This is a genomic window from Trinickia terrae (assembly GCF_005144415.1).
Taxonomy (GTDB): Bacteria; Pseudomonadota; Gammaproteobacteria; order Burkholderiales; family Burkholderiaceae; genus Trinickia_A; species Trinickia_A terrae.
Genome location: NZ_SWJE01000009.1, coordinates 73,714 through 93,184 on the forward strand (window position 1 = coordinate 73,714; position 19,471 = coordinate 93,184).

16 protein-coding genes and 3 tRNA genes are annotated in these 19,471 nt (G+C 63.0%); 14 read left to right on the top strand and 5 right to left on the bottom strand.

Annotation, left to right across the window (positions count from 1 at the left end):
• The first annotated feature begins 4 nt into the window (after window positions 1–4).
• The 3 genes from FAZ69_RS17835 (at window position 5) to FAZ69_RS17845 (ending at window position 3,523) form a co-directional block, all read left to right on the top strand.
• Window positions 5–364 (top strand): hypothetical protein, encoded by a 360-nt coding sequence (locus FAZ69_RS17835; protein WP_439654777.1) that lies wholly within the window; start codon window positions 5–7, stop codon window positions 362–364.
• Between the two features lie 194 nt (window positions 365–558).
• Complete coding sequence (locus FAZ69_RS17840) at window positions 559–2,274, top strand: DUF1800 domain-containing protein (RefSeq protein WP_240702310.1); 1,716 nt, start codon at window positions 559–561, stop codon at window positions 2,272–2,274.
• Between the two features lie 22 nt (window positions 2,275–2,296).
• Window positions 2,297–3,523: a DUF1501 domain-containing protein gene (locus FAZ69_RS17845; protein WP_136896410.1), complete on the top strand. Its 1,227-nt coding sequence runs from the start codon at window positions 2,297–2,299 to the stop codon at window positions 3,521–3,523.
• Window positions 3,524–3,599: 76 nt separating this feature from the next.
• Here FAZ69_RS17845 and hpnD read toward each other — a convergent pair whose 3' ends face one another.
• A complete protein-coding gene (hpnD, locus tag FAZ69_RS17850; protein ID WP_136896411.1) occupies window positions 3,600–4,433 on the bottom strand; it encodes a presqualene diphosphate synthase HpnD in 834 nt (277 codons plus the stop codon).
• A 244-nt stretch (window positions 4,434–4,677) separates the two neighbouring features.
• Here hpnD and FAZ69_RS17855 point away from each other — a divergent pair.
• From FAZ69_RS17855 to FAZ69_RS17865, 3 genes are all read left to right on the top strand, one after another.
• A tRNA-Leu gene (locus FAZ69_RS17855) sits at window positions 4,678–4,764 on the top strand.
• Window positions 4,765–5,018: 254 nt separating this feature from the next.
• Window positions 5,019–5,774 carry a class II aldolase/adducin family protein gene (locus tag FAZ69_RS17860; RefSeq protein ID WP_136896412.1) on the top strand — a complete coding sequence of 252 codons (756 nt, stop codon included), beginning with the start codon at window positions 5,019–5,021 and terminating at the stop codon, window positions 5,772–5,774.
• Between the two features lie 33 nt (window positions 5,775–5,807).
• Entirely contained in the window at window positions 5,808–6,779 is a 972-nt protein-coding gene (locus FAZ69_RS17865) for a 2-dehydropantoate 2-reductase (protein WP_136896413.1), read from the top strand.
• 82 nt (window positions 6,780–6,861) lie between these two features.
• On the opposite strand, the gene FAZ69_RS17870 is transcribed toward FAZ69_RS17865, so the two are convergent.
• Both FAZ69_RS17870 and FAZ69_RS17875 read right to left on the bottom strand, forming a co-directional pair.
• Window positions 6,862–7,314, bottom strand: a complete 453-nt coding sequence (locus FAZ69_RS17870) for a MarR family winged helix-turn-helix transcriptional regulator (protein ID WP_136896545.1) — start codon at window positions 7,312–7,314, stop codon at window positions 6,862–6,864.
• An 81-nt stretch (window positions 7,315–7,395) separates the two neighbouring features.
• Window positions 7,396–8,538, bottom strand: a complete 1,143-nt coding sequence (locus tag FAZ69_RS17875) for a glycerate kinase (protein ID WP_136896414.1) — start codon at window positions 8,536–8,538, stop codon at window positions 7,396–7,398.
• Between the two features lie 558 nt (window positions 8,539–9,096).
• Here FAZ69_RS17875 and tig point away from each other — a divergent pair.
• The 8 genes from tig (at window position 9,097) to FAZ69_RS17915 (ending at window position 18,200) form a co-directional block, all read left to right on the top strand.
• Entirely contained in the window at window positions 9,097–10,449 is a 1,353-nt protein-coding gene (gene tig / locus FAZ69_RS17880) for a trigger factor (protein ID WP_136896415.1), read from the top strand.
• 142 nt (window positions 10,450–10,591) lie between these two features.
• Window positions 10,592–11,245, top strand: a complete 654-nt coding sequence (clpP, locus tag FAZ69_RS17885; protein ID WP_136896416.1) for an ATP-dependent Clp endopeptidase proteolytic subunit ClpP — start codon at window positions 10,592–10,594, stop codon at window positions 11,243–11,245.
• Window positions 11,246–11,437: 192 nt separating this feature from the next.
• Complete coding sequence (gene clpX, locus FAZ69_RS17890; protein ID WP_136896417.1) at window positions 11,438–12,709, top strand: ATP-dependent Clp protease ATP-binding subunit ClpX; 1,272 nt, start codon at window positions 11,438–11,440, stop codon at window positions 12,707–12,709.
• A 184-nt stretch (window positions 12,710–12,893) separates the two neighbouring features.
• Window positions 12,894–15,314 carry an endopeptidase La gene (gene lon, locus FAZ69_RS17895; RefSeq protein ID WP_136896418.1) on the top strand — a complete coding sequence of 807 codons (2,421 nt, stop codon included), beginning with the start codon at window positions 12,894–12,896 and terminating at the stop codon, window positions 15,312–15,314.
• A gap of 222 nt (window positions 15,315–15,536) precedes the next feature.
• Window positions 15,537–15,809, top strand: coding sequence for an HU family DNA-binding protein (locus tag FAZ69_RS17900; RefSeq protein ID WP_007585907.1), 273 nt, complete (start codon window positions 15,537–15,539; stop codon window positions 15,807–15,809).
• Window positions 15,810–15,913: 104 nt separating this feature from the next.
• Window positions 15,914–15,989: transfer RNA gene (locus FAZ69_RS17905), tRNA-Val, on the top strand.
• Window positions 15,990–16,103: 114 nt separating this feature from the next.
• A tRNA-Asp gene (locus FAZ69_RS17910) sits at window positions 16,104–16,180 on the top strand.
• Window positions 16,181–16,268: 88 nt separating this feature from the next.
• On the top strand, window positions 16,269–18,200 hold the full coding sequence (locus tag FAZ69_RS17915; RefSeq protein ID WP_136896419.1) for a SurA N-terminal domain-containing protein: 1,932 nt from the start codon (window positions 16,269–16,271) through the stop codon (window positions 18,198–18,200).
• Between the two features lie 128 nt (window positions 18,201–18,328).
• Here the strand turns inward: FAZ69_RS17915 and FAZ69_RS17920 are convergent, their stop codons facing one another.
• Together FAZ69_RS17920 and FAZ69_RS17925 are read right to left on the bottom strand one after the other, a co-directional pair.
• A complete protein-coding gene (locus FAZ69_RS17920; RefSeq protein ID WP_136896420.1) occupies window positions 18,329–18,667 on the bottom strand; it encodes a hypothetical protein in 339 nt (112 codons plus the stop codon).
• 124 nt (window positions 18,668–18,791) lie between these two features.
• Window positions 18,792–19,388 (bottom strand): arylesterase, encoded by a 597-nt coding sequence (locus tag FAZ69_RS17925; protein WP_240702321.1) that lies wholly within the window; start codon window positions 19,386–19,388, stop codon window positions 18,792–18,794.
• Window positions 19,389–19,471: the final 83 nt, after the last annotated feature.

Consider the following 19,471-nt stretch of genomic DNA (forward strand, 5'->3'; position numbering starts at 1 on the left):
CCGGTTGCCGCACGACGAAGGGAACAAGATGACCGGAGGGGTTTGGCCGAATGCGCGCATCAAGGTGGTCGCGCTCGCGTTGGCCGGCGGGCTCGCCAGCGCGGCCGGTCCGGTTTGCGTTCACGCCGAGTCGTTCAACGAACATCCATCCGAATGGCACCAGGCATTTCGCCGCAAGGTGGCTCAGCCTGTCCGCGCGGATCACCTCAATCCAGCCGATCGCCCCGCGTCCGAAGCGATTGTGCGCGCCGCCGTCCCACCCGACCTCGATCAGCGCCGCCGCGATGGCCACATGACGCCGGAAGAGCGGCGCCTGCTGCGCCAGCACATTGAAGACGCCGTGCGCGAACTTTACAAACGTTGATTCGCCTTGTATTGCGCATTTCAAATGCGCAATTGCGATTCGCAAACGTTTGGCTCCTCTGATTTACCACAGAAAAATTTCGTAGCAATTTCACCGTCAACTCCGCCGCGGAACGCGCCGTTGAGTAGCACAATCCCGGTAGCGATTTATTCGGCCGGGCCGGACTTCCAATCCGATGTTCCAGGCGACAGACGATGAAAATCCCATCCGCTTTGAAGATCGAGCTGTCGGTGATGCTGTGCGCAGGGGCGCTCGCGGCCGGCATGTGGGCCGCGGGCGTGAGCGACGCGCAGGCGGCTCCGGCGAGCGCGGCGCATGCGCTCAAGGCTAAGCATCACAAGGCGCGCGTGGTCGCGCCGGACGGCCCCGATCAAACGCTCCTCGACGCCAACGACGCACGCTTCTTCCTGACGCGCGTGGGCTTTGCTCCCGACTCCGGCGAGGTTGCGCAATACGTCGGCCTCACGCGCGAGCAGGCTGTCGACAAGGTGCTCGCGGGGGCGCGCACGCAAGCCGCCGCGCCGCTGCCGGTCTGGTCCGGCGAGCCGGTTCCGACACGCGCCGAGCAGCGCGAGTGGACGCCCGACGAGCGCCGTGCCGAGCAGGCGACGCGCAGCCAGCGCTACGAAGAATTGCGTGCGTGGTGGATGCGCGAGATGGTGGTCACGCCGTCGCCGCTCACCGAGCGCATGACGCTCTTCTGGCACAACCACTTCACCTCGAGCCAGGACAAGGTTGGCTACCCGCAGCTGATGCTCGCCCAAGACGAACTGCTGCGGCGCGAAGCGCTCGGCAACTTCGGCGTGATGCTGCACGACGTCGCGAAAGATCCGGCGATGCTGCTCTATCTCGATGGCGCAAGCAATCGCAAAGGCCGGCCGAACGAGAACTTCGCGCGCGAGGTGATGGAGCTTTTCACGCTCGGCGAGGGGCATTACTCGCAGCGGGATGTGTCCGAGGCGGCACGCGCGTACACGGGCTGGGGCGTCGATCCCGATACTCAGGCGTTCGTGTTCCGGCCGCAGCAGCACGACGACGGCGTGAAGACCGTGCTCGGCCAAACCGGCCCTTTCGACGGCGACCAGGTACTCGATATTCTGCTTGCCCAGCCTGAAGCGGCGACGCTCGTGACCAGCGAACTGTGGCGCGAGTTCGTCTCCGAGACGCCCGACCCCGCGCAGGTCGAGCCGATTGCGGACCGTTTCCGGGCGAGCCATTACGACATCAAGGTGGCGCTGCGCGGGCTGTTCCTCTCCGACGCGTTCTGGAACGACGACAACCGCGGTGTGCTGGTGAAGTCGCCCGTCGAGTTCGTCGTCGGCGCGCTGCGCGAGTTCGACGTTGGCTATGACGGCACTGAGCCCTTTGCGGGAACCGTGCGCAATCTCGGCGAAAACCTGTTCTATCCGCCGAACGTAAAGGGATGGCCAGGCGGACAGACATGGATCAACAGCTCGACGCTGCTCGCACGCAAGCAGTTCGTCGAGCAATTGTTCCGTGCGACCGAGGCGGGCAAGCCGCGGCCGATGAAGATTGGCACGGCCGGTTTAGGCACGGCCGGTTTAGGCGCGGCTGGCTCAGGTGCGGCCGGCTTGGGCGCTGTCGGCATGAGTGCGCCAGGCATGATGGCTCCTGCAACCGGCATGGCCGCAGCAAGCAAGACCGCCGCGGCCGGCGTTCAGGCGCAGAAAGCGATGGCGCGCGCTGGACAAGGCAGCATGCGCTTCGACCTCGATGGCTGGCTCGCCCAATTCGGCGCGGCGCCGAGCGGCAAGCCGGGGCTATCGGTCGAGCTGCAGTTGCAGCACGCGGTCTTGCCGATTCCGCCTGTCGATGCGATCGCTACCGATTCGACCGGCAGCGCCTATCTGGAGGCGCTGTTGATGGACCCGGCGTACCAGCTCAAATGAGTGCCGCTGAACGAGGTGCAGCATGAAAAGACGCGATTTTCTTGCGACGGCAGCCGCCACCGGCGCTTCGCTTTGGTTGCCGAAATCCTTTGCGCAAGCGCCGCCGGGCGCATCGCCGCGAACCTATCGCAACCTGCTGATCCTCGTCGAGCTGAAGGGCGGCAACGACGGGCTGAACACCGTCATTCCGTACGCCGATCCGGCGTACCGGACCTTGCGCAAGAACATCGGCATCAAGCGCGAGCAGATGATCCAGCTCGACGATCGGACGGCGCTGCACCCGTCGCTGCAGACGCTGATGCCGCTCTGGCAGGACAAGCAGCTGGCGATCGTCCAGGGCGTCAGCTATCCGCAGCCGAACCTGTCGCACTTCCGCTCGATCGAGATCTGGGATACGGCGTCGCGCTCGGACGAATATCTGCGCGAAGGCTGGCTCACCCGCGCATTCGAAAAGGCGCCGGTGCCCGCGACGTTCGCGGCCGACGGCGTGGTGATCGGCAGCGCGGAAATGGGCCCGCTCGCGAACGGCGCGCGGGCGATCGCGCTCGTGAATCCGACACAGTTCGTGAGCGCCTCGCGCCTCGCGACGCCGGTCTCGCTGCACGAACGCAACCCCGAGCTCGAGCACATTCTCGACGTCGAGAACGACATCGTGAAGGCGGCCGACAAGCTGCGTCCGGCTGTCAACGGCGCGGCGCGCGGCGGTCAGTTTCAATTGAAGACGGCGTTTGCGCCCGGCGCGTTCGGCGCGTCGATCAAGACCGCGATGCAGGTGCTCGCCGCCTGCGATACGCGTGACGGGCAGCCGAAGGCGGGGCAGGGCATCGCGGTGATCCGGCTCACGCTGAACGGCTTCGACACGCACCAGAACCAGCCGGGCCAGCAGGCCGCGCTGCTCAAGCAGCTTGCCGACGGTTTCGCGTCGATGCGCTCGGCGCTGATCGAGCTCGGCCGCTGGGACAGCACGCTCGTGATGACGTACGCGGAATTCGGCAGACGCCCTCGCGAGAACGAGAGCAACGGCACCGATCACGGGACGGTGGCGCCGCACTTCGTGATGGGCGGACGGGTGCGCGGCGGGTTGTACGGCGCGGCGCCCGAGCTCGCGCGGCTCGACGGCAACGGCAACCTGCCGGTGGGTGTCGATTTCCGTCAGCTCTATGCGACGGTGCTCGGGCCGTGGTGGGGGCTCGACACGGGAAGCATCCTGCATCAGCGCTTCGAGCCGCTGCCGTTGCTGCGCGTCTAGCTTTGCATGGGACCGGAGTCAGTGCTGAAGCATTGACTCCGGTCGACAGCGGGCCGGCGGAGCCGACGTCGGTCGATCAGCCCTTGCGCGCCGCGCGCCACGCGATCCACAGCTTGCGGATCGGCGTCAGCGCGATGCGCTGATGCAGCACTTGATACCCGTCGCGCTCGATTTCGTCGAGCAAGCTTAGTGCGAGCGCGGCTTGCGCGCGCAGCGTGCGCTGAGTGCCGCGTTCGCCGATCGGAATGCCGGCCAGCGCTGTCTTCAGCGCGTCGCGCGCGCGGCTCGTCTGAAAGCGCATCAGTTCCGTGAACGCGGGGCTGTATCGACGGTTGATCAGGTCGGCCGCGGTCACCTGATGACGCTGCAACTCGTCGATCGGAATATAGATGCGGCCATGGCGGGCATCATTCCCCAGTTCCTGCACGAATTGCGCGAGCATCAGCGCGTTGCCGACCGGCTTGGCCCATTCGGCGGCGTTTTGCGGGTCGCGTGCCGTGGCTCTCGCGACGGCGCCGGCGAACGTCCCGCCGACTTGCTCGATATAGCGCCGCAGATTCGGAAAATCGAGGTAGCGCGCCTGATCGAGATCCATCTCGTAGCCGGCGACAAGCACCTGCAGCGCGCCTTGCTCCGCCTGCACGTCGCGGCAATGCGCGGCAATCGCGAGCGACACCGGATGCGAGGGCTGTCCCGCGGCGAGCGCCGCCGTTTCTTTTTGCCACCAGGCGAGCTTCGTGCGGCCGACGGTCGGGTCGCTCGTTTCCTTGACCGTTTCCTCGAGTTCGCGGCGCAGCGCGAAGAGCGCGGTGAGAAGCGGCTGGCGCGCCAGCGGGGCTTGACGCAGCGCGTAGTACGCGCTCGAGCCGGGCGGGGCCGCCTTTTGCTGGCAATAGTCGTCGAAATTCACTTGGGCGGGGACGTGGAGAGTGCGGAGGGCGCGACAAGGCGCACCTTGGCGCCAAGCGGGCAAACGGAAATTCTAGCATCGCGTCGTGTCGAGAGTTGCAGACAACGTGATGTGAATCAGTTAGAATCTCGCGCTTGCACTTTTCGATGCGAACGCTGGCCGCCCGGTATGCTCGGCTCGAGCGATTCAGCAGCGAAAAGCGCGCCATACAGCGGACTTTGCGTGCAATGCGCAATATCCGGCTGCGAGGATGGCGAAATTGGTAGACGCACCAGGTTTAGGTCCTGACGCCCGCAAGGGTGTGCGGGTTCGAGTCCCGCTCCTCGCACCACGACTTTCATCGGTCGATATTTTCCGCTCGATTCCCTTTGCACGGCCCGCCACGGCCCGCGCGCTTCATGCGCAGACGGCTTTGTGCCGTCTGCAGTTTTCACGCGCGGTGCGGGTCGTTGTTAGTCAATCCAGCGCTGCACGTTGCCGCCGATGCGCGTCAAATTGGTTGCTCGCACAACTAATTTGACCTATTCTGCTTCGATCGAAGCCCGTTCCACGTGTGCGGCACGCCCAGCGTGCGAGGAGATCGAGATGAACGCCGCCGAATCAGCAACCCCGGCCGCCGCCGAGCACGCATTGCGCGTGCGATTGGCCGGCACCTACCGCATCTTCGCGATGCTCGGCTGGACCGAGCTCATCTACAACCACATCACCTTGCGCGTGCCGGGGCCAGACACGCATTTCCTGATCAATCCGTTCGGCTTGCACTACACGGAAGTCAATGCGTCGAATCTCGTCAAGATCGATCTCGACGGACACATCGTCGGCGAGTCGAAGCATCGCGTGAATCCCGCGGGCTTCGTCGTGCACGCAGCGATCCATCGCGCCTTGCCGGACGCACATTGCGTCATGCACACGCATACCACCGCGGGGCTCGCCGTCGCCTGTTCGCAGGCGGGGCTCGAGAACTCGAACTTTTATTCCGCGCAGCTACAGGGCATGGTCGCGTATCACGATTTCGAAGGCATCACGGTACGCGCCGACGAAGGTCCGCGGCTCGTCGCCAACCTGGGCGACAAGCGTCTCTTGGTTCTTCGCAACCACGGTTTGCTGGCAATCGGCACGACGATCGCCCAGGCGTTTGCGCGCCTATGGACGCTCAATCGCGCGTGCGAGATCCAGCTCGCCACGGCCGCGCTCGGGCCCGCGCGGCGCATCACGCCCGAGGTGGCCGAGCGCTGCACGCGCGATTCGTTGCAATTCGATCCGAAATACGGCGCGGGGCAGGATGTGCTGGATGCGCTGTTGCGCCAGGTCGAGCGCATCGACCCGTCTTACAGGGAGTGACAGATCATGACGGCAGCAGGTCAAGGACGAGCAATGCGAACGGCCGTGGTCGGGGCGGGCGCGATCGGCGGGCTGATTGCCGCTGCGCTCGCCCGCGCGGGCCACGAGGTCGGCGTGCTCGCGCGCGGCAAGACGCTTGCGGCGATTCGCGCGCACGGCATTCGCATCGTCGACGGCGACAAGGAGACGAGCGCCGCCGTCAACGCGAGCGGCGATGCCGCCGCGCTCGGCGTGCAGGATTGCGTGGTGATCGCACTCAAGGCGCAGGTGCTGCCCGGCATCGCGGCGAGCCTGCGCCCGCTCGTGGGGCCCGATACGCTGATCGTCGCGGCGATGAATGGGCTGCCCTGGTGGTTTCTCGACGGCGCCGACGGGCCGCTTGCCGGGCAGACGATCGATGCCGTCGACCCGGGTGGCGTGGTGTCGGCGGCCTTGCCCGGCGCGCAGTCGATCGGCTGTGTCGTGCATCTGTCCTCGTCGACGGATGCGCCGGGCGTGATCCGGCGCGGGCGCGGCAACCGGCTGATCCTCGGCGCGGCGCGCAAGCCGCTTGCCGGGCGTGCGCAAGCACTGGCAGCGGCGCTCGCGGCCGGCGGCTTCGAGGCGGTCGCGTCGGACGATATCCGCACTGAGATCTGGGCGAAGCTCTGGGGCAACATGAACATGAACCCGCTCTCGGCGCTGACGGGTTCGACGGCCGATCGTCTGCTCGGCGACCCGCTCACGCATCAGCTCGCGCTCAGGATGATGGAGGAAGCGGATGCGATCGGCCGGCGGCTGGGGTTGTCGACGGGCATGAGCGCGCCGGAGCGGGTTGCCGTGACGCGCAAGCTCGGCGCGTTCAAGACATCGATGTTGCAGGATATGGAGGCGGGCAGGCCGCTCGAAATCGATCCGATTCTCGGTGTGTTTCCGGAACTCGGGCGCAAGCTCGACGTGCCGACGCCATACTGCGACGCCGTGCTCGGACTGCTGCGGCAACGCGCGGCGAATAGCGGCTTATAGCAGCGGCGCGTTGCGTAATCAGCCAAAGAAAAAACGCGCCGCGGCGCGTTTTTTTGTTTGCATCTTTGTATGAACCCGAGCCTTATCCCGCGCTCGACAACGCGTGCGCAATCACCTTGTTGAGGGCGTTCCCGAACGCCTCGCGTTCTTTCTCGTCGAGGCAGTCGAACAGCTCGGCATTCCACTTGCGCGCGATCGGCATGACTTTGCGAAAGAGCGCGCGGCCTTCTTCCGTCAGCGAGATCAGCACGACCCGGCCATCTTCGGCGCTCGTTTCCCGCTCCACGAGGCCTCGCCTGATCAGCGACTCGGCGGCCCGGCTCGCCTGGCTTTTGTCGAGATTCGCGTGCTTGGCGAGATCCATGATCGAGAACGGACCGAACGAGCCGACCGACGCGATCACGCGTGCCTCCGGAAGCGTGATGTCGAGCTTGGTTTGATAGAGCTCACTGATTCCGCGGTCGGACAACTTGTTCAGCACATGCATGCGATAGGTCAAGAACTGATCGAGTCCGGCTTTGGCGGCGGCCTTCATAGCGCTCCCGTTGGTCGTCGTGGTGGATGCGGCTAGCGGAGGCATTGTTGCTGCATCCGTTGAGCCGGTCAACGCACTATTTCACCTGCCGTACTTCACGCGCGCAAGCTGCTCGGCTTCGTTCGCCAGCAGACGGGCGGCGTCGCGAATCGCGACATCGAGCGTGATTGGGCCGGGAGCCGGCGAGAAGCAGCCGGTGAAGTGCTCGGACAGCCGTGGCAGCGCGGCCGCATCGACGGCGCCCGATAGCAGCGTTGCCGGCACACCCGCCGCATGCGCATGATGGCAGGCGATGAAGGGCGCCTTGCCGTGCAGCGTCTGCACATCTGAACGGCCTTCGCCAGTGATCAGCCAGTTCGCGCCTTCGAGGGCGCCATCGAGCCCGATTTGCGTCGCGACGACTTCCGCGCCCGGCTCGAAGTGCGCGCCAAGCAGGTGGAGGGCGAAGCCAAGTCCGCCCGCCGCACCCGCGCCGGGCTGATTGCGTACGGCACGGCCGAGCGCGGGCTCGATCAGATCGGCAAAGCGTGCGAGGGTATTGTCGAGGATCGACACTTGCTCGGGCTTGACGCCTTTTTGCGGACCGAACACCGAGGTTGCGCCATGCTCGCCGGTCAGCGGATTGTCGACGTCGGACATGCCCACGAACGACGCCTGCGCGAGCCGCGGGTCGAGCTGCGACACGTCGACGCGCGCGAGGCCCGCAAGCTGCTCGGGCGATGGCGCGAGCTCGTGGCCGTTCGCATCGAAGAACTTCACGCCGAGGCCGGCCAAGAGACCCGCGCCGCCGTCGTTGGTGCTGCTGCCGCCGAGCGCGACGAAGAATTTGCGCACGCCGGCGTCGAGCAAGGCGCGAATCGCCTCGCCCATGCCGCGGGTATCGCGCGCCTCGACCGGCACGCTCATGCCTACCGCATCGGTGATGCCGACGATCTCGGCCGTCTCGACGATCGCGCTGCCGTTGGGCAAGAGCCCGGCAGCCGCATCGCGGACGGCGTCCGTCGCGCCGCGCACGCGCAGCATGCGGCGCTCGCCGCCTTGCGCGAGCATGGCGTCGAGCGTGCCTTCGCCGCCGTCGGCCATCGGACACAGGCGCACGACGGCATCCGGCCGCGCGCGCCGGATGCCGTCGGCAATGGCTTGCGCGACTTGTTCGGCGCTGAGCGATCCTTTGAACGAATCAGGAGCGATGACGACGACGGGCGAGGGCGAAGGATTCGGCATGGTGTCTCTGAAGTAATTGGTGTCATTGCGAGGGCGCAGCCGGCTGCGCGGCCCGGCGCGACACCGGGCACGGCTGCAACCGTGGGCGTTAGCTTATCAGCCCGACGTGCATTGTCGAATACGCCGGACGGCATAACGGAGATTGGCGCGATATCGACCGTGGACGATTGGCTCGCGGCCTGCGCGGATTTGGACGGGTAACTCGAATACCGCTCGCGCGAAGCTCGAATCGCCCCGAACAGCGCGCGAAAACTCTGAATCAGGGCTGACGCGGCGAATAGTTTGCTAGAATGCTTGATTCTTCCGATCCAAGCCGTGCTGCCGACAGGTAAGGGAAACGGGTGAAAAGGCCGCCTAATTGCCAAGCAGCGAGCGTCGTCGAGTTGCAAAGAAGCCGCCGACGAAGCTGGCAATGACGGTCCGTATAACCGGCAGGCACATGCGGCGCGAAACTCGCGCAGCGCGACGCGTCGCAGCGGCGCGACAGCGGCCGCGGTGGCCTCGGCACGGTGCGGTTAGATAACTGATTCGCTTGAATAAATTAGGACGATTGAAGCCATGGCTAACGTAGTTGAAAACCTCGGCAAGCTCGAACGCCGCGTAACGATTTCCCTGCCGAAAGAAACGGTGCAAAAAGAGGTCGATTCGCGTATCCGCCAACTCGCGAAGAACGTTCGCATGCCGGGTTTCCGCCCTGGCAAGGTGCCCCTCAAGATGGTGACGCAACAGTATTCGGGCCAGGTCGAGGCCGAAGTGTTGAGCGACAAGGTGGGCAAGCAGTTCTTCGACATCAGCCGCACCGAAAACCTGCGCGTGGCGGGCCAGCCGAGCTTCAGCCCGAAAGAGGGTTCGGGCGAGGAGGCCTACGCCTTCGACGCCACCTTCGAGGTCTATCCGGAAGTGAGTCTGGGCGACGTGGCGAGCGCTGAAATCGAGCGCACCGTGACCACGATCACGGAAGCCGAAGTTGACCGTACGCTGGACATCCTGCGCAAGCAGCGCGTGCACTTCCACGCTCGCGGCGAAGCCGGCGAGCACGGTGACGGCGGCGCGGACGCGGCGGTGAAAGAAGGTGACCGCGTGACAGTCGACTTCGTCGGCAAGATCGACGGCGTCGCCTTCCAGGGCGGCAGCGCCGAAGACTTCGGTTTCGTGCTCGGCGAAGGCCGCATGCTGCCGGAGTTCGAGAAGGCCGCGACCGGCCTCAAGGTGGGCGAAGCGCGCGAATTCGACCTGACGTTCCCCGAGGACTATCACGGCAAGGAAGTGGCAGGTAAGACGGCGCAATTCACGATCACGATGAAGAAGGTCGAATGGCCGCATTTGCCGGAAATCAATGAAGAGTTTGCGAAGTCGCTCGGCATCGCCGACGGCGACCTGACGAAGATGCGCGGCGAGATCAAGGAGAACCTCGAGCGCGAGGCGAAGCGCCGCACTCAGGCCATCGTCAAGAATCAAGTGATGGATGCGCTCCTGAAGCTTGCCGAGCTCGACGTGCCGAACGCGCTGATCGAGCAGGACCAGGAGCGCCTGGTCGAAATGGCGCGTCAGGATCTTGCGCAGCGCGGCGTGCCGAACGCAGCGAGCGCGCCGATCCCGGCTGAGATGTTCAAGGAGCAGGCCGAGCGCCGCGTGAAGCTCGGCCTCGTGCTGGCCGAGCTCGTGAAGGCCAACCAGCTCGAAGCGAAGCCCGAGCAGATCCGCGCCGAAGTCGACGAGTTCGCGAAGAGCTACGAAGACCCGAAGGAAGTCGTCCGCTGGTATTATTCGAACCAGCAGCGTCTGGCCGAAATGGAAGCGTACGTCGTTGAGAGCAACGTCGTCGAGTTCGTGCTCGGCAAGGCCAAGGTGACGGATAAGGAAGTAAGCTTCGAAGCGCTGGCAAGCGCAACGGCGCAAGCGCAGGCTTAAGCGTCGGTGCAACGGCGTGCCGGCTGTCGGAGCGACGGCCCGCACGCCATTTTTTTTGCCATGGCGTTGCGCAACTGGCATTACGCCGTCGCCCGCTGCTTCGCTTGACCGTCGAGACTAATTCCGAACAAGGACCCATTGCATGACCTCACGCGCTCAATTGCTGGACACGTTGGCCTCCCACGCGCCGCGGGATCTGGAAGCGCAGGCGCTCGGGCTCGTTCCGATCGTCGTTGAAACGAGCGGCCGGGGCGAGCGTTCGTACGATATCTATTCGCGGCTGCTCAAGGAGCGCATCGTTTTCATGGTCGGCGAAGTGAATGACCAGACGGCGAACCTCGTGGTCGCGCAGCTGCTGTTCCTCGAGAGCGAAAATCCGGACAAGGACATCAATCTCTACATCAACAGCCCGGGCGGCTCGGTGTCGGCCGGGATGGCGATCTACGACACGATGCAGTTCATCAAGCCGGACGTGTCGACGCTGTGCATGGGCCTCGCCGCGAGCATGGGCGCGTTCCTGCTGGCAGCGGGCGCGAAGGGCAAGCGTTTCGCGCTGCCGAATGCGCGCGTGATGATCCACCAGCCGCTCGGCGGCGCGCGCGGCCAAGCGTCCGACATCGAAATCCAGGCGCGCGAAATCCTCTATTTGAAGGAACGGCTCAACCAGTTGCTGGCGCACCATACTGGCCAGCCGGTGGAGCGCATTGCGCGCGACACCGACCGCGACAACTTCATGTCGGGCGACGATGCGCAGGCGTACGGCCTCGTCGACCAAGTGATGCACAAGCGTCCTTGATTCAGTCGGGATTCGTCCCTAAATAGGGCGAATGCCGACTCAAGCGGCGCCTTGAAATAGTCGATAATAGGTCTGAGCGCCGGCGGCAAGACGCCGTCATCCGCACGTTTCGCCAATTTGTTCCGACCCCGGTTTGGTAAGGTCGGGAAACGGCGTAGTATGTCATTCGAGTGTCCGGAGGCTCATATATCCATGGCGGACAAGAAAAGTTCGAACAGCGAGAAGCTGTTGTATTGCTCGTTTTGCGGCAAGAGCCAGCATGAGGTGAAAAAGCTGATTGCGGGCCCGTCGGTCTTCATCTGCGATGAATGCATCGATCTGTGCAACGAGATCATTCGTGACGAAGCAGCGGGCGCGGGCGCCGACACGGGCCTGTCCAAATCGGACTTGCCGAGTCCACAGGAAATTCGCGACATCCTCGATCAATACGTGATCGGGCAGGAACGCGCGAAAAAGATTCTCGCCGTGGCGGTGTACAACCACTACAAACGGCTCAAGCACCTCGACAAGAAAGACGACATCGAACTGTCGAAGAGCAACATTCTCCTGATCGGTCCGACCGGCTCGGGCAAGACTCTGCTCGCGCAGACGCTCGCTCGCCTCCTGAACGTGCCGTTCGTGATTGCGGATGCGACGACGCTGACCGAAGCCGGCTATGTCGGCGAGGACGTCGAGAACATCATTCAGAAGCTGCTCCAGAATTGCAATTACGAAGTGGATAAGGCGCAGCGCGGCATCGTCTACATTGACGAGATCGACAAGATCAGCCGCAAGTCCGATAACCCGTCGATCACCCGCGACGTGTCGGGCGAGGGCGTGCAGCAGGCGCTTCTCAAGCTCGTCGAGGGCACGATGGCGTCGGTGCCGCCGCAGGGCGGCCGCAAGCACCCGAACCAGGATTTCATCCAGGTCGATACGACCAACATTTTGTTCGTCTGCGGCGGCGCGTTCGATGGTCTGGAAAAAGTCATTACCGACCGCACGGAAAAGACCGGCATCGGCTTTGGCGCAACGGTGAAGAGCAAGCAGGACCGGGACGCCGGAGAAGTGCTTCGTGAAGTCGAGCCGGAAGACTTGATCAAATTCGGTTTGATTCCCGAATTGATCGGCCGTCTGCCCGTCGTGGCGACGCTCGGGAAGCTCGACGAAGCCGCGCTGATGAAAATCCTGGTCGAGCCGAAGAACGCGCTCGTCAAGCAATATCACAAGCTGTTCGCGATGGAGCGCGTCGAGCTCGAAATCCGTCCGGCCGCGCTGCAGGCCGTGGCGCGCAAGGCGATTCGCCGCAAGACCGGTGCGCGCGGGTTGCGCTCGATTCTGGAACAGGCATTGCTCGACGTGATGTATGAATTACCGGCAATGAAAGGAGTCAGCAAGGTAATCATCGATGACAATGTCATCGACGGCGACGGCAAACCGTTATTGATCTATGAGGACGCGCCGAAAGTGGCGGGTTCCAACTGATCGGCTTTCGGTGCGTCTCATAAAAAAGCCGTTCATGGCAACGTGGGCGGCTTTTTTCGTTTATCTTGTGGGTAACACTGACCGTAGTTTGACTGCACTCAACTTTTCCCACTCGCGTAGGCTTGCAATACGTAGCGCTGGCCTCAATTACTGAAAGAACTGATTCCACTCATGGGGAAATGAAATGTCAGGAACCCAACTCCTTCCTCCGGAGCGCACCACGCTCCCGCTGCTGCCGCTGCGCGATGTCGTCGTTTTCCCGCACATGGTGATCCCGCTGTTCGTCGGCCGCCCGAAGTCGATCAAGGCGCTCGAGGTGGCGATGGAGGGCGGCAAGCACATCATGCTTGTCGCGCAAAAGACGGCGGCCAAGGATGAGCCGACCGAAAAAGACATGTATGAAGTGGGATGTGTCGCGAACATCTTGCAAATGCTGAAGCTGCCCGACGGCACGGTGAAGGTGCTCGTCGAAGGTCTGCAGCGTGCGAAGACGCTGTCGATCGAAGAGCAGGAAACGCAGTTCTCCTGCGAAGTGATGCCGCTCGAACCCGATCACGCCGACAGCGCCGAGACCGAGGCGTTGCGCCGCGCGATCGTGTCGCAGTTCGATCAGTACGTGAAGTTGAACAAGAAGATCCCGCCGGAGATCCTCACGTCGCTGTCGGGTATCGACGAAGCGGGTCGCCTGGCCGATACGATCGCCGCTCATTTGCCGCTCAAGCTCGACCAGAAGCAGCACATCCTCGAGATGTTTCCGGTCATCGAGCGTCTCGAGCACCTGCTCGCGCAACTCGAAGCCGAGATCGACATCCTCCAGGTGGAAAAGCGCATCCGTGGACGCGTTAAGCGCCAGATGGAGAAGAGCCAGCGCGAGTACTACCTGAACGAGCAGGTCAAGGCGATCCAGAAGGAACTGGGCGAAGGCGAAGAAGGTGCGGATCTCGAAGAGCTCGAGAAGCGCATCAGCGCCGCGCGCATGCCGAAGGAAGCCAAGAAGAAGGCCGATGCCGAGCTGAAGAAGCTCAAGCTGATGTCGCCGATGTCGGCGGAGGCGACGGTCGTTCGCAACTACATCGATACGCTGATCGGCTTGCCGTGGCGCAAGAAGAGCAAGGTCAACAACGACCTCTCGAATGCAGAGCGTGTTCTCGACGAAGATCACTTCGGTCTCGAGAAGGTGAAGGAGCGGATTCTCGAGTACCTCGCGGTGCAACAGCGTGTCGACAAGGTGAAGGCGCCGATCCTGTGCCTCGTCGGGCCTCCCGGCGTCGGCAAGACGTCGCTCGGCCAATCCATTGCGCGCGCAACCAATCGCAAGTTCGTGCGCATGGCGCTGGGCGGCGTGCGCGACGAAGCCGAGATTCGCGGCCATCGTCGCACGTATATCGGTTCGATGCCCGGCAAGATCCTGCAGAGCCTGACCAAGGTCGGCGTGCGGAATCCGCTCTTCCTGCTCGACGAAGTCGACAAGATGGGCATGGACTTCCGCGGCGATCCGTCGTCGGCGCTGCTCGAGGTGCTCGATCCGGAGCAAAACCATACGTTTGCCGATCACTACGTCGAAGTCGATTTCGATCTGTCGGATGTGATGTTCGTGGCGACGTCGAATTCGTTGAACATTCCGCCTCCGCTGCTCGACCGGATGGAGGTCATTCGCCTGTCCGGCTACACGGAAGACGAGAAGGTGAGCATCGCGCAGCGCTATCTGCTGCCGAAGCAGAAGAAGAACAACGGCCTCAAGGAAGGCGAGATCGAAGTCGCGGAACAGGCGATTCGCGACATCATTCGCTACTACACGCGCGAAGCGGGCGTGCGTTCGCTCGAGCGTGAGGTTTCGAAGATCTGCCGCAAGGTCGTCAAGATGCTTCTGCTGAAGAAAGCGGAAGGCGCGGTGAAGGTCGATAGCGGCAATCTCGACACCTTCCTCGGCGTGCGCAAGTACGACTTCGGTCTCGCTGCGAAGGAAAACCAGATCGGCCAGGTCACAGGCCTCGCGTGGACGGAAGTCGGCGGCGATCTGCTAACGATTGAAGCTGCAGTGATGCCGGGCAAGGGCAATGTGATTCGCACCGGTTCGCTTGGCGACGTGATGAAGGAGTCGGTCGAGGCTGCGCGCTCGGTCGTGCGCTCGCGTTCCCGCCGTCTCGGCGTGAAGGACGAGGCGTTCGAGAAGCAGGACATCCACATCCACGTGCCGGAAGGTGCGACGCCAAAGGACGGTCCTTCAGCCGGTATCGCGATGACGACCGCGCTGGTATCGGTGTTGACCGGCATCCCGGTGCGCGCCGATGTCGCAATGACGGGCGAAATCACGCTGCGTGGCGAGGTGTTGCCGATCGGCGGGTTGAAGGAGAAGCTGCTTGCTGCGCACCGTGGCGGCATCAAGCTCGTGCTGATTCCGGAAGAAAACGTCAAGGATTTGACAGAGATTCCGGACAACGTGAAGAACGCGATCGAAATCGTGCCGGTCCGGTGGATCGACAAGGTGCTCGAACTCGCACTCGAGCGAGTGCCCGAACCGCTGCCCGAAGAGGAGCCGAAGGCGACTCCGGTTGCGGAAGCAACTGCGGACGCCGGCACTGCGACTGAAGTCGTGAAGCACTGATCATCGGCATCAATCTGCATCAAAAACCCGTGGCCTGGCCACGGGTTTTTTTATTCGTCAAACAACTCTAGAAAAGGCTTTTCAAATCCGGCGCAACCCTTGTTGACACAGGTGTTTCGGCCACTTCTAATGGGCGAGCCCAGCGTCCGCTGTGCTGCAAATTCTCCCGCGCCTTAGGGCGCTTTTTCATGATTGCCCAACAACCATTCTCGGGGGCTTGGAATGAATAAGACGGAATTAATCGACCACATCGCGCAACAAGCCGACATTTCGAAAGCGGCAGCGGGACGTGCGCTCGATGCTGTGATCGGAGGAGTCAAAGGCACGTTGAAGAAGGGAGGCTCAGTCACACTCGTCGGTTTCGGTACGTTCGCCGTTGGCAAGCGCACGGCGCGCACGGGCCGCAATCCCCGCACCGGCGCAGCGATCAAGATCAAGGCAGCGAAGGTTCCGAAATTTAGGCCTGGCAAAGCGCTGAAAGATGCGCTAAACTAGTCGGCTATTTGAATGACGGGCGGCAAGATTGCTACTCGTTGTTGCGTGAGTTGTTGCGTGAGTTGTTGCGTGAGTTGTTGCGTGAGCCGCGCGAATCACGGGATGGGTGCTTAGCTCAGTTGGTAGAGCGGCGCCCTTACAAGGCGTAGGTCGGGAGTTCGAGCCTCTCAGCACCCACCATTCCAGTTGGTTCGCGTCGTTTCGGCAGGCACATTTCGCGTTGTCGTCATGTCACCCGCACGGCTATCGGCTCTGCGGGCTTTTTGGCGGTGTGCATGCCGCTCCAGTTCAAGAGGAGTGGTAGTTCAGTCGGTTAGAATACCGGCCTGTCACGCCGGGGGGCGCGGGTTCGAGTCCCGTCCACTCCGCCAGTCTGATCAAAGGGCGAACCTCGGTTCGCCTTTTTTTCTGCCCGCTGTTGTAATATCGGGCGTTTTTGTCAATCGCACTCCGTCACGCATGCTCGATTTCTTCCGCAATCACCAGCGCCTGATGATGTTCATGCTCATCCTCGTCATTTTGCCGGGGCTGGGTTTCGTGGGCATCCAAGGCTTCCGTGGGTTCTTCGACGAAAGCGCGAATGTCGCGAGTGTCAACGGACGCAAGATCACGCGCGTCGAGTACGACGGCGCGTTGCGTCAGCAAGTCGATCAGGCGCGGCAGATTCTCGGCGCCCAGTTCGACATGAAGATGATCGATACGCCCGAGCGCCGGCGCGATATTCTGGACAGCCTGATTCAGCAGCGCGCGCTCGCCGACGAAGGGCAACGCGAGCATCTGACCGCGTCCGACGACGCCGTGCGCCGCGCGCTCCTCGCCGATCCGGTCGTCTCGTCGCTGCGTAAGCCGGACGGTTCGATCGACGTCGACCGCTACAAGCAATTGCTGGGCATGCAGGGCATGACGCCCGAGCAATATGACGAGCGTGTGCGATACGGCCTGTCGATGGAGCAGATTCCCGACAGCGTTCAAATGACGGCATTCACGCCGAAGAGCTTGGCCCAGCACTTGGCGGAAATCGCGACGCAGCAGCGCGCCGTGCAGGGCCTGATGCTGAAGGCCAGCGACTATGCGTCGAAGGTGCAGCCGACCGACGCCCAACTCGCGTCCTACTACGACAGCCACCGCAACGATTTCGCGACGCCGGAAACGGCCACGATCCAGTATCTCGTGCTGTCGCCGGCGACGCTTGCGGCATCCGCTCAACCGTCCGATGCCGACCTCAAGAAGTACTACGACGACAACATTGCCCACTACCAGACGCAGCCGCAGATGCGCGCGAGCCTGATCCTGGTCTCGGCGCCGCAAAACGCGAGCGCCGACGAAAAGGCCAAGGCCAAGCAGAAGGCCGATGCGTTGCTCGCCGAAGTCAAGGCACATCCCGATCAGTTCGCGAAGATCGCCCAGGAGAATTCGCAAGACCCGCTGTCGGCCGCGAAGGGCGGCGACCTGGGCTACTTCGGCCCGAAGATGATGGCGGGCGGCGCGGCGTTCGACAATGCCGTATTCAAGCTGAAGAAGGATGAGATCAGCGATGTCGTGACGACCGACGTCGGCTATCTGATCCTGAAGGCGACCGACGTCAAGCCGTCCGTGACGAAGCCGTTCGACGAGGTCAAGGACAGCATCGCGAAGGACTTGAAGGCGCAACTCGCGGCCAAGGCGTTCGCCGACAGCTCCGACGGCTTCACATCGACCGTCTACGAGCAGGCAAAGAGCCTGCAGCCCGCGGCAGACAAGTACAAGCTGACGATCCAGACGGCAACCGTTACGCCGAAGCCGATCGCTTCGCTGCCGCCGGATAGCCCGTTGAACAACGGCAAGTTCTTGGCAGCGGTGTTCGCGAGCGATTCGGTGAAGGACAAGAACAACACGCAAGCGATCGACATCGGTAACAGTACGCTGATCGCCGCGCGCGTAACCGATTACAAGCCGGCCGCGGTGCCTGCGCTCGGTACCATCAAGGATGCGGTTCGCCAGAAGTACGTCGCGGAACAATCGGCCGAGCTGGCTCACAAGGACGGTGCCGCGAAGCTGGCAGACCTGCTGAAGTCGCAGTCGACGGCCGGCTTCTCCCCGGAGATCAAGGTCTCGCGCAATGATGCGCAAGGCGTACCGCCTGCGGTGTTGAGCGCGGTCTACAAGGCCAATGCGCAACAGCTGCCGACCTATGTCGGCATCGATCTGGGCGCCGATGGCTACGCGATCTACCGCGTGAACACGGTGTTGCCGGGACCGGCGATCGACGCGCAGCATCTGGCGGCAGCACAACGGCAGATTGCGCAGTCCGACGCGCAGTTGGAGATGAAGGCGTACATCGATTCGCTGCGTGCCCGCTCGAAGGTCAAGCTGTACGGCAACCTCGATTCGGCGCAAAACAGCGGCGAATGATGTTGTGTGTCAGGCGCTTCGCAAGAGGCGCCTGCGATAGCGGTGCAGTATGAAAAAAGGTTCTTCACGATTTGACGTGAAGAACCTTTTTTATTGTCGACTAGGGCGTCGGATCGGATCAACAGGCGTTACAGGCACGCGCTGATGGCGCTCGTCGCTTCGCTGCCGGCTGCGCCGTTCGAGCGGAAGCCTACCCACGTGCCCTTGCCGGAATAGGACGGGCGGACCACCGCGGCTGCGCCCGAAGGCGGCTGCTGGCCCGGCACATAGACATCCATGGCCATGCCGTTGGCGAGCGTGGCTTGCGAGACGACTTGCTGTTGCGACGTGTCGGCCCACTTCTTCGCGATGCATTGGGCGACGGCTTGCGGGGCCTGTTGGCTTTGCCCGACCGACTGCACGCCGGCGGGCGCTTGAGCATAGGCAGACGCTGCGGCAACCAGTGCAATGAGAGGTAAGTATTTCACGCTTTCTCCTTTCTAGAACACGCTCGTTCGAGCAGAAAAACAAGTGATTCGAAAGGTGAGAGTCATGAACGAAATACGGTGTTCCTCCGAATTGGAAACAAGTTGTTAGCGTACCGTAACAATTTTAGTGAGATGGGCCGCGCAGTAGCGGCTTGAGCGTCGGCCATACGTTATTCAGCAAAGCAGGTTGCGCCTGCTGTGCCGGATGAATCTGGTCAGCCTGAAACATCTCGGGTTTGTTTTCGATGCCGGCGAGCAGAAACGGCACGAGCGGCACATGCATTTGCTTCGAGAGCGAGCCGTACATGCCATGGAACTTTTGCGTGTAGCCGGGGCCGTAATTGGGCGGTACGTACATGCCGATCAGGACGACCTTCGCGTGACCTTGCCGTGCCTGCTCGATGATCGTGCGCAGGTTGTCTTCGGTCGTCGAGAGCGGGACGCCGCGCAGCGCGTCGTTGGCGCCGAGTTCGACGATCACGATCGAAGGCTTCAGGCGCTCCAGCAGTTCCGGCAGGCGGGCGCGTCCGCCGCTCGTGGTGTCGCCGCTGACGCTGGCATTCGCGACGCTATAATCGATCCGCTCATCCGCAAGACGCTGGCGCATCAGCGCCACCCAGCCGGTGTCGCGCGGAAGTCCGTATTCGGCTGAGATGCTGTCGCCGAGCACCACGATCACGGGCTTTGCCGGTGCGGCGTTGGCGGCGAGTGCGGGCTGCATGGCAGCCGGGCCGAATGCGAGGCAGACGGCCATGCCGGCGCACAGCGCGCGGCGCGCGGAACGCTGCTTGCTCGAAGTGCGGG

Bases quoted from the DNA above. Each gene is read 5' to 3' on its own strand.
- clpP (WP_136896416.1), top strand. From the start codon at position 10,592: ATGACCTCACGCGCTCAATTGCTGGACACGTTGGCCTCCCACGCGCCG.
- FAZ69_RS17870 (WP_136896545.1), bottom strand. From the start codon at position 7,314: ATGAAGGCCGCCGCCAAAGCCGGACTCGATCAGTTCTTGACCTATCGC.
- FAZ69_RS17915 (WP_136896419.1), top strand. From the start codon at position 16,269: ATGCTCGATTTCTTCCGCAATCACCAGCGCCTGATGATGTTCATGCTC.
- FAZ69_RS17840 (WP_240702310.1), top strand. From the start codon at position 559: ATGAAAATCCCATCCGCTTTGAAGATCGAGCTGTCGGTGATGCTGTGC.
- clpX (WP_136896417.1), top strand. From the start codon at position 11,438: ATGGCGGACAAGAAAAGTTCGAACAGCGAGAAGCTGTTGTATTGCTCG.
- FAZ69_RS17865 (WP_136896413.1), top strand. From the start codon at position 5,808: ATGCGAACGGCCGTGGTCGGGGCGGGCGCGATCGGCGGGCTGATTGCC.
- FAZ69_RS17925 (WP_240702321.1), bottom strand. From the start codon at position 19,388: ATGCAGCCCGCACTCGCCGCCAACGCCGCACCGGCAAAGCCCGTGATC.
- FAZ69_RS17845 (WP_136896410.1), top strand. From the start codon at position 2,297: ATGAAAAGACGCGATTTTCTTGCGACGGCAGCCGCCACCGGCGCTTCG.
- lon (WP_136896418.1), top strand. From the start codon at position 12,894: ATGTCAGGAACCCAACTCCTTCCTCCGGAGCGCACCACGCTCCCGCTG.
- FAZ69_RS17900 (WP_007585907.1), top strand. From the start codon at position 15,537: ATGAATAAGACGGAATTAATCGACCACATCGCGCAACAAGCCGACATT.
- tig (WP_136896415.1), top strand. From the start codon at position 9,097: ATGGCTAACGTAGTTGAAAACCTCGGCAAGCTCGAACGCCGCGTAACG.
- FAZ69_RS17860 (WP_136896412.1), top strand. From the start codon at position 5,019: ATGAACGCCGCCGAATCAGCAACCCCGGCCGCCGCCGAGCACGCATTG.
- FAZ69_RS17875 (WP_136896414.1), bottom strand. From the start codon at position 8,538: ATGCCGAATCCTTCGCCCTCGCCCGTCGTCGTCATCGCTCCTGATTCG.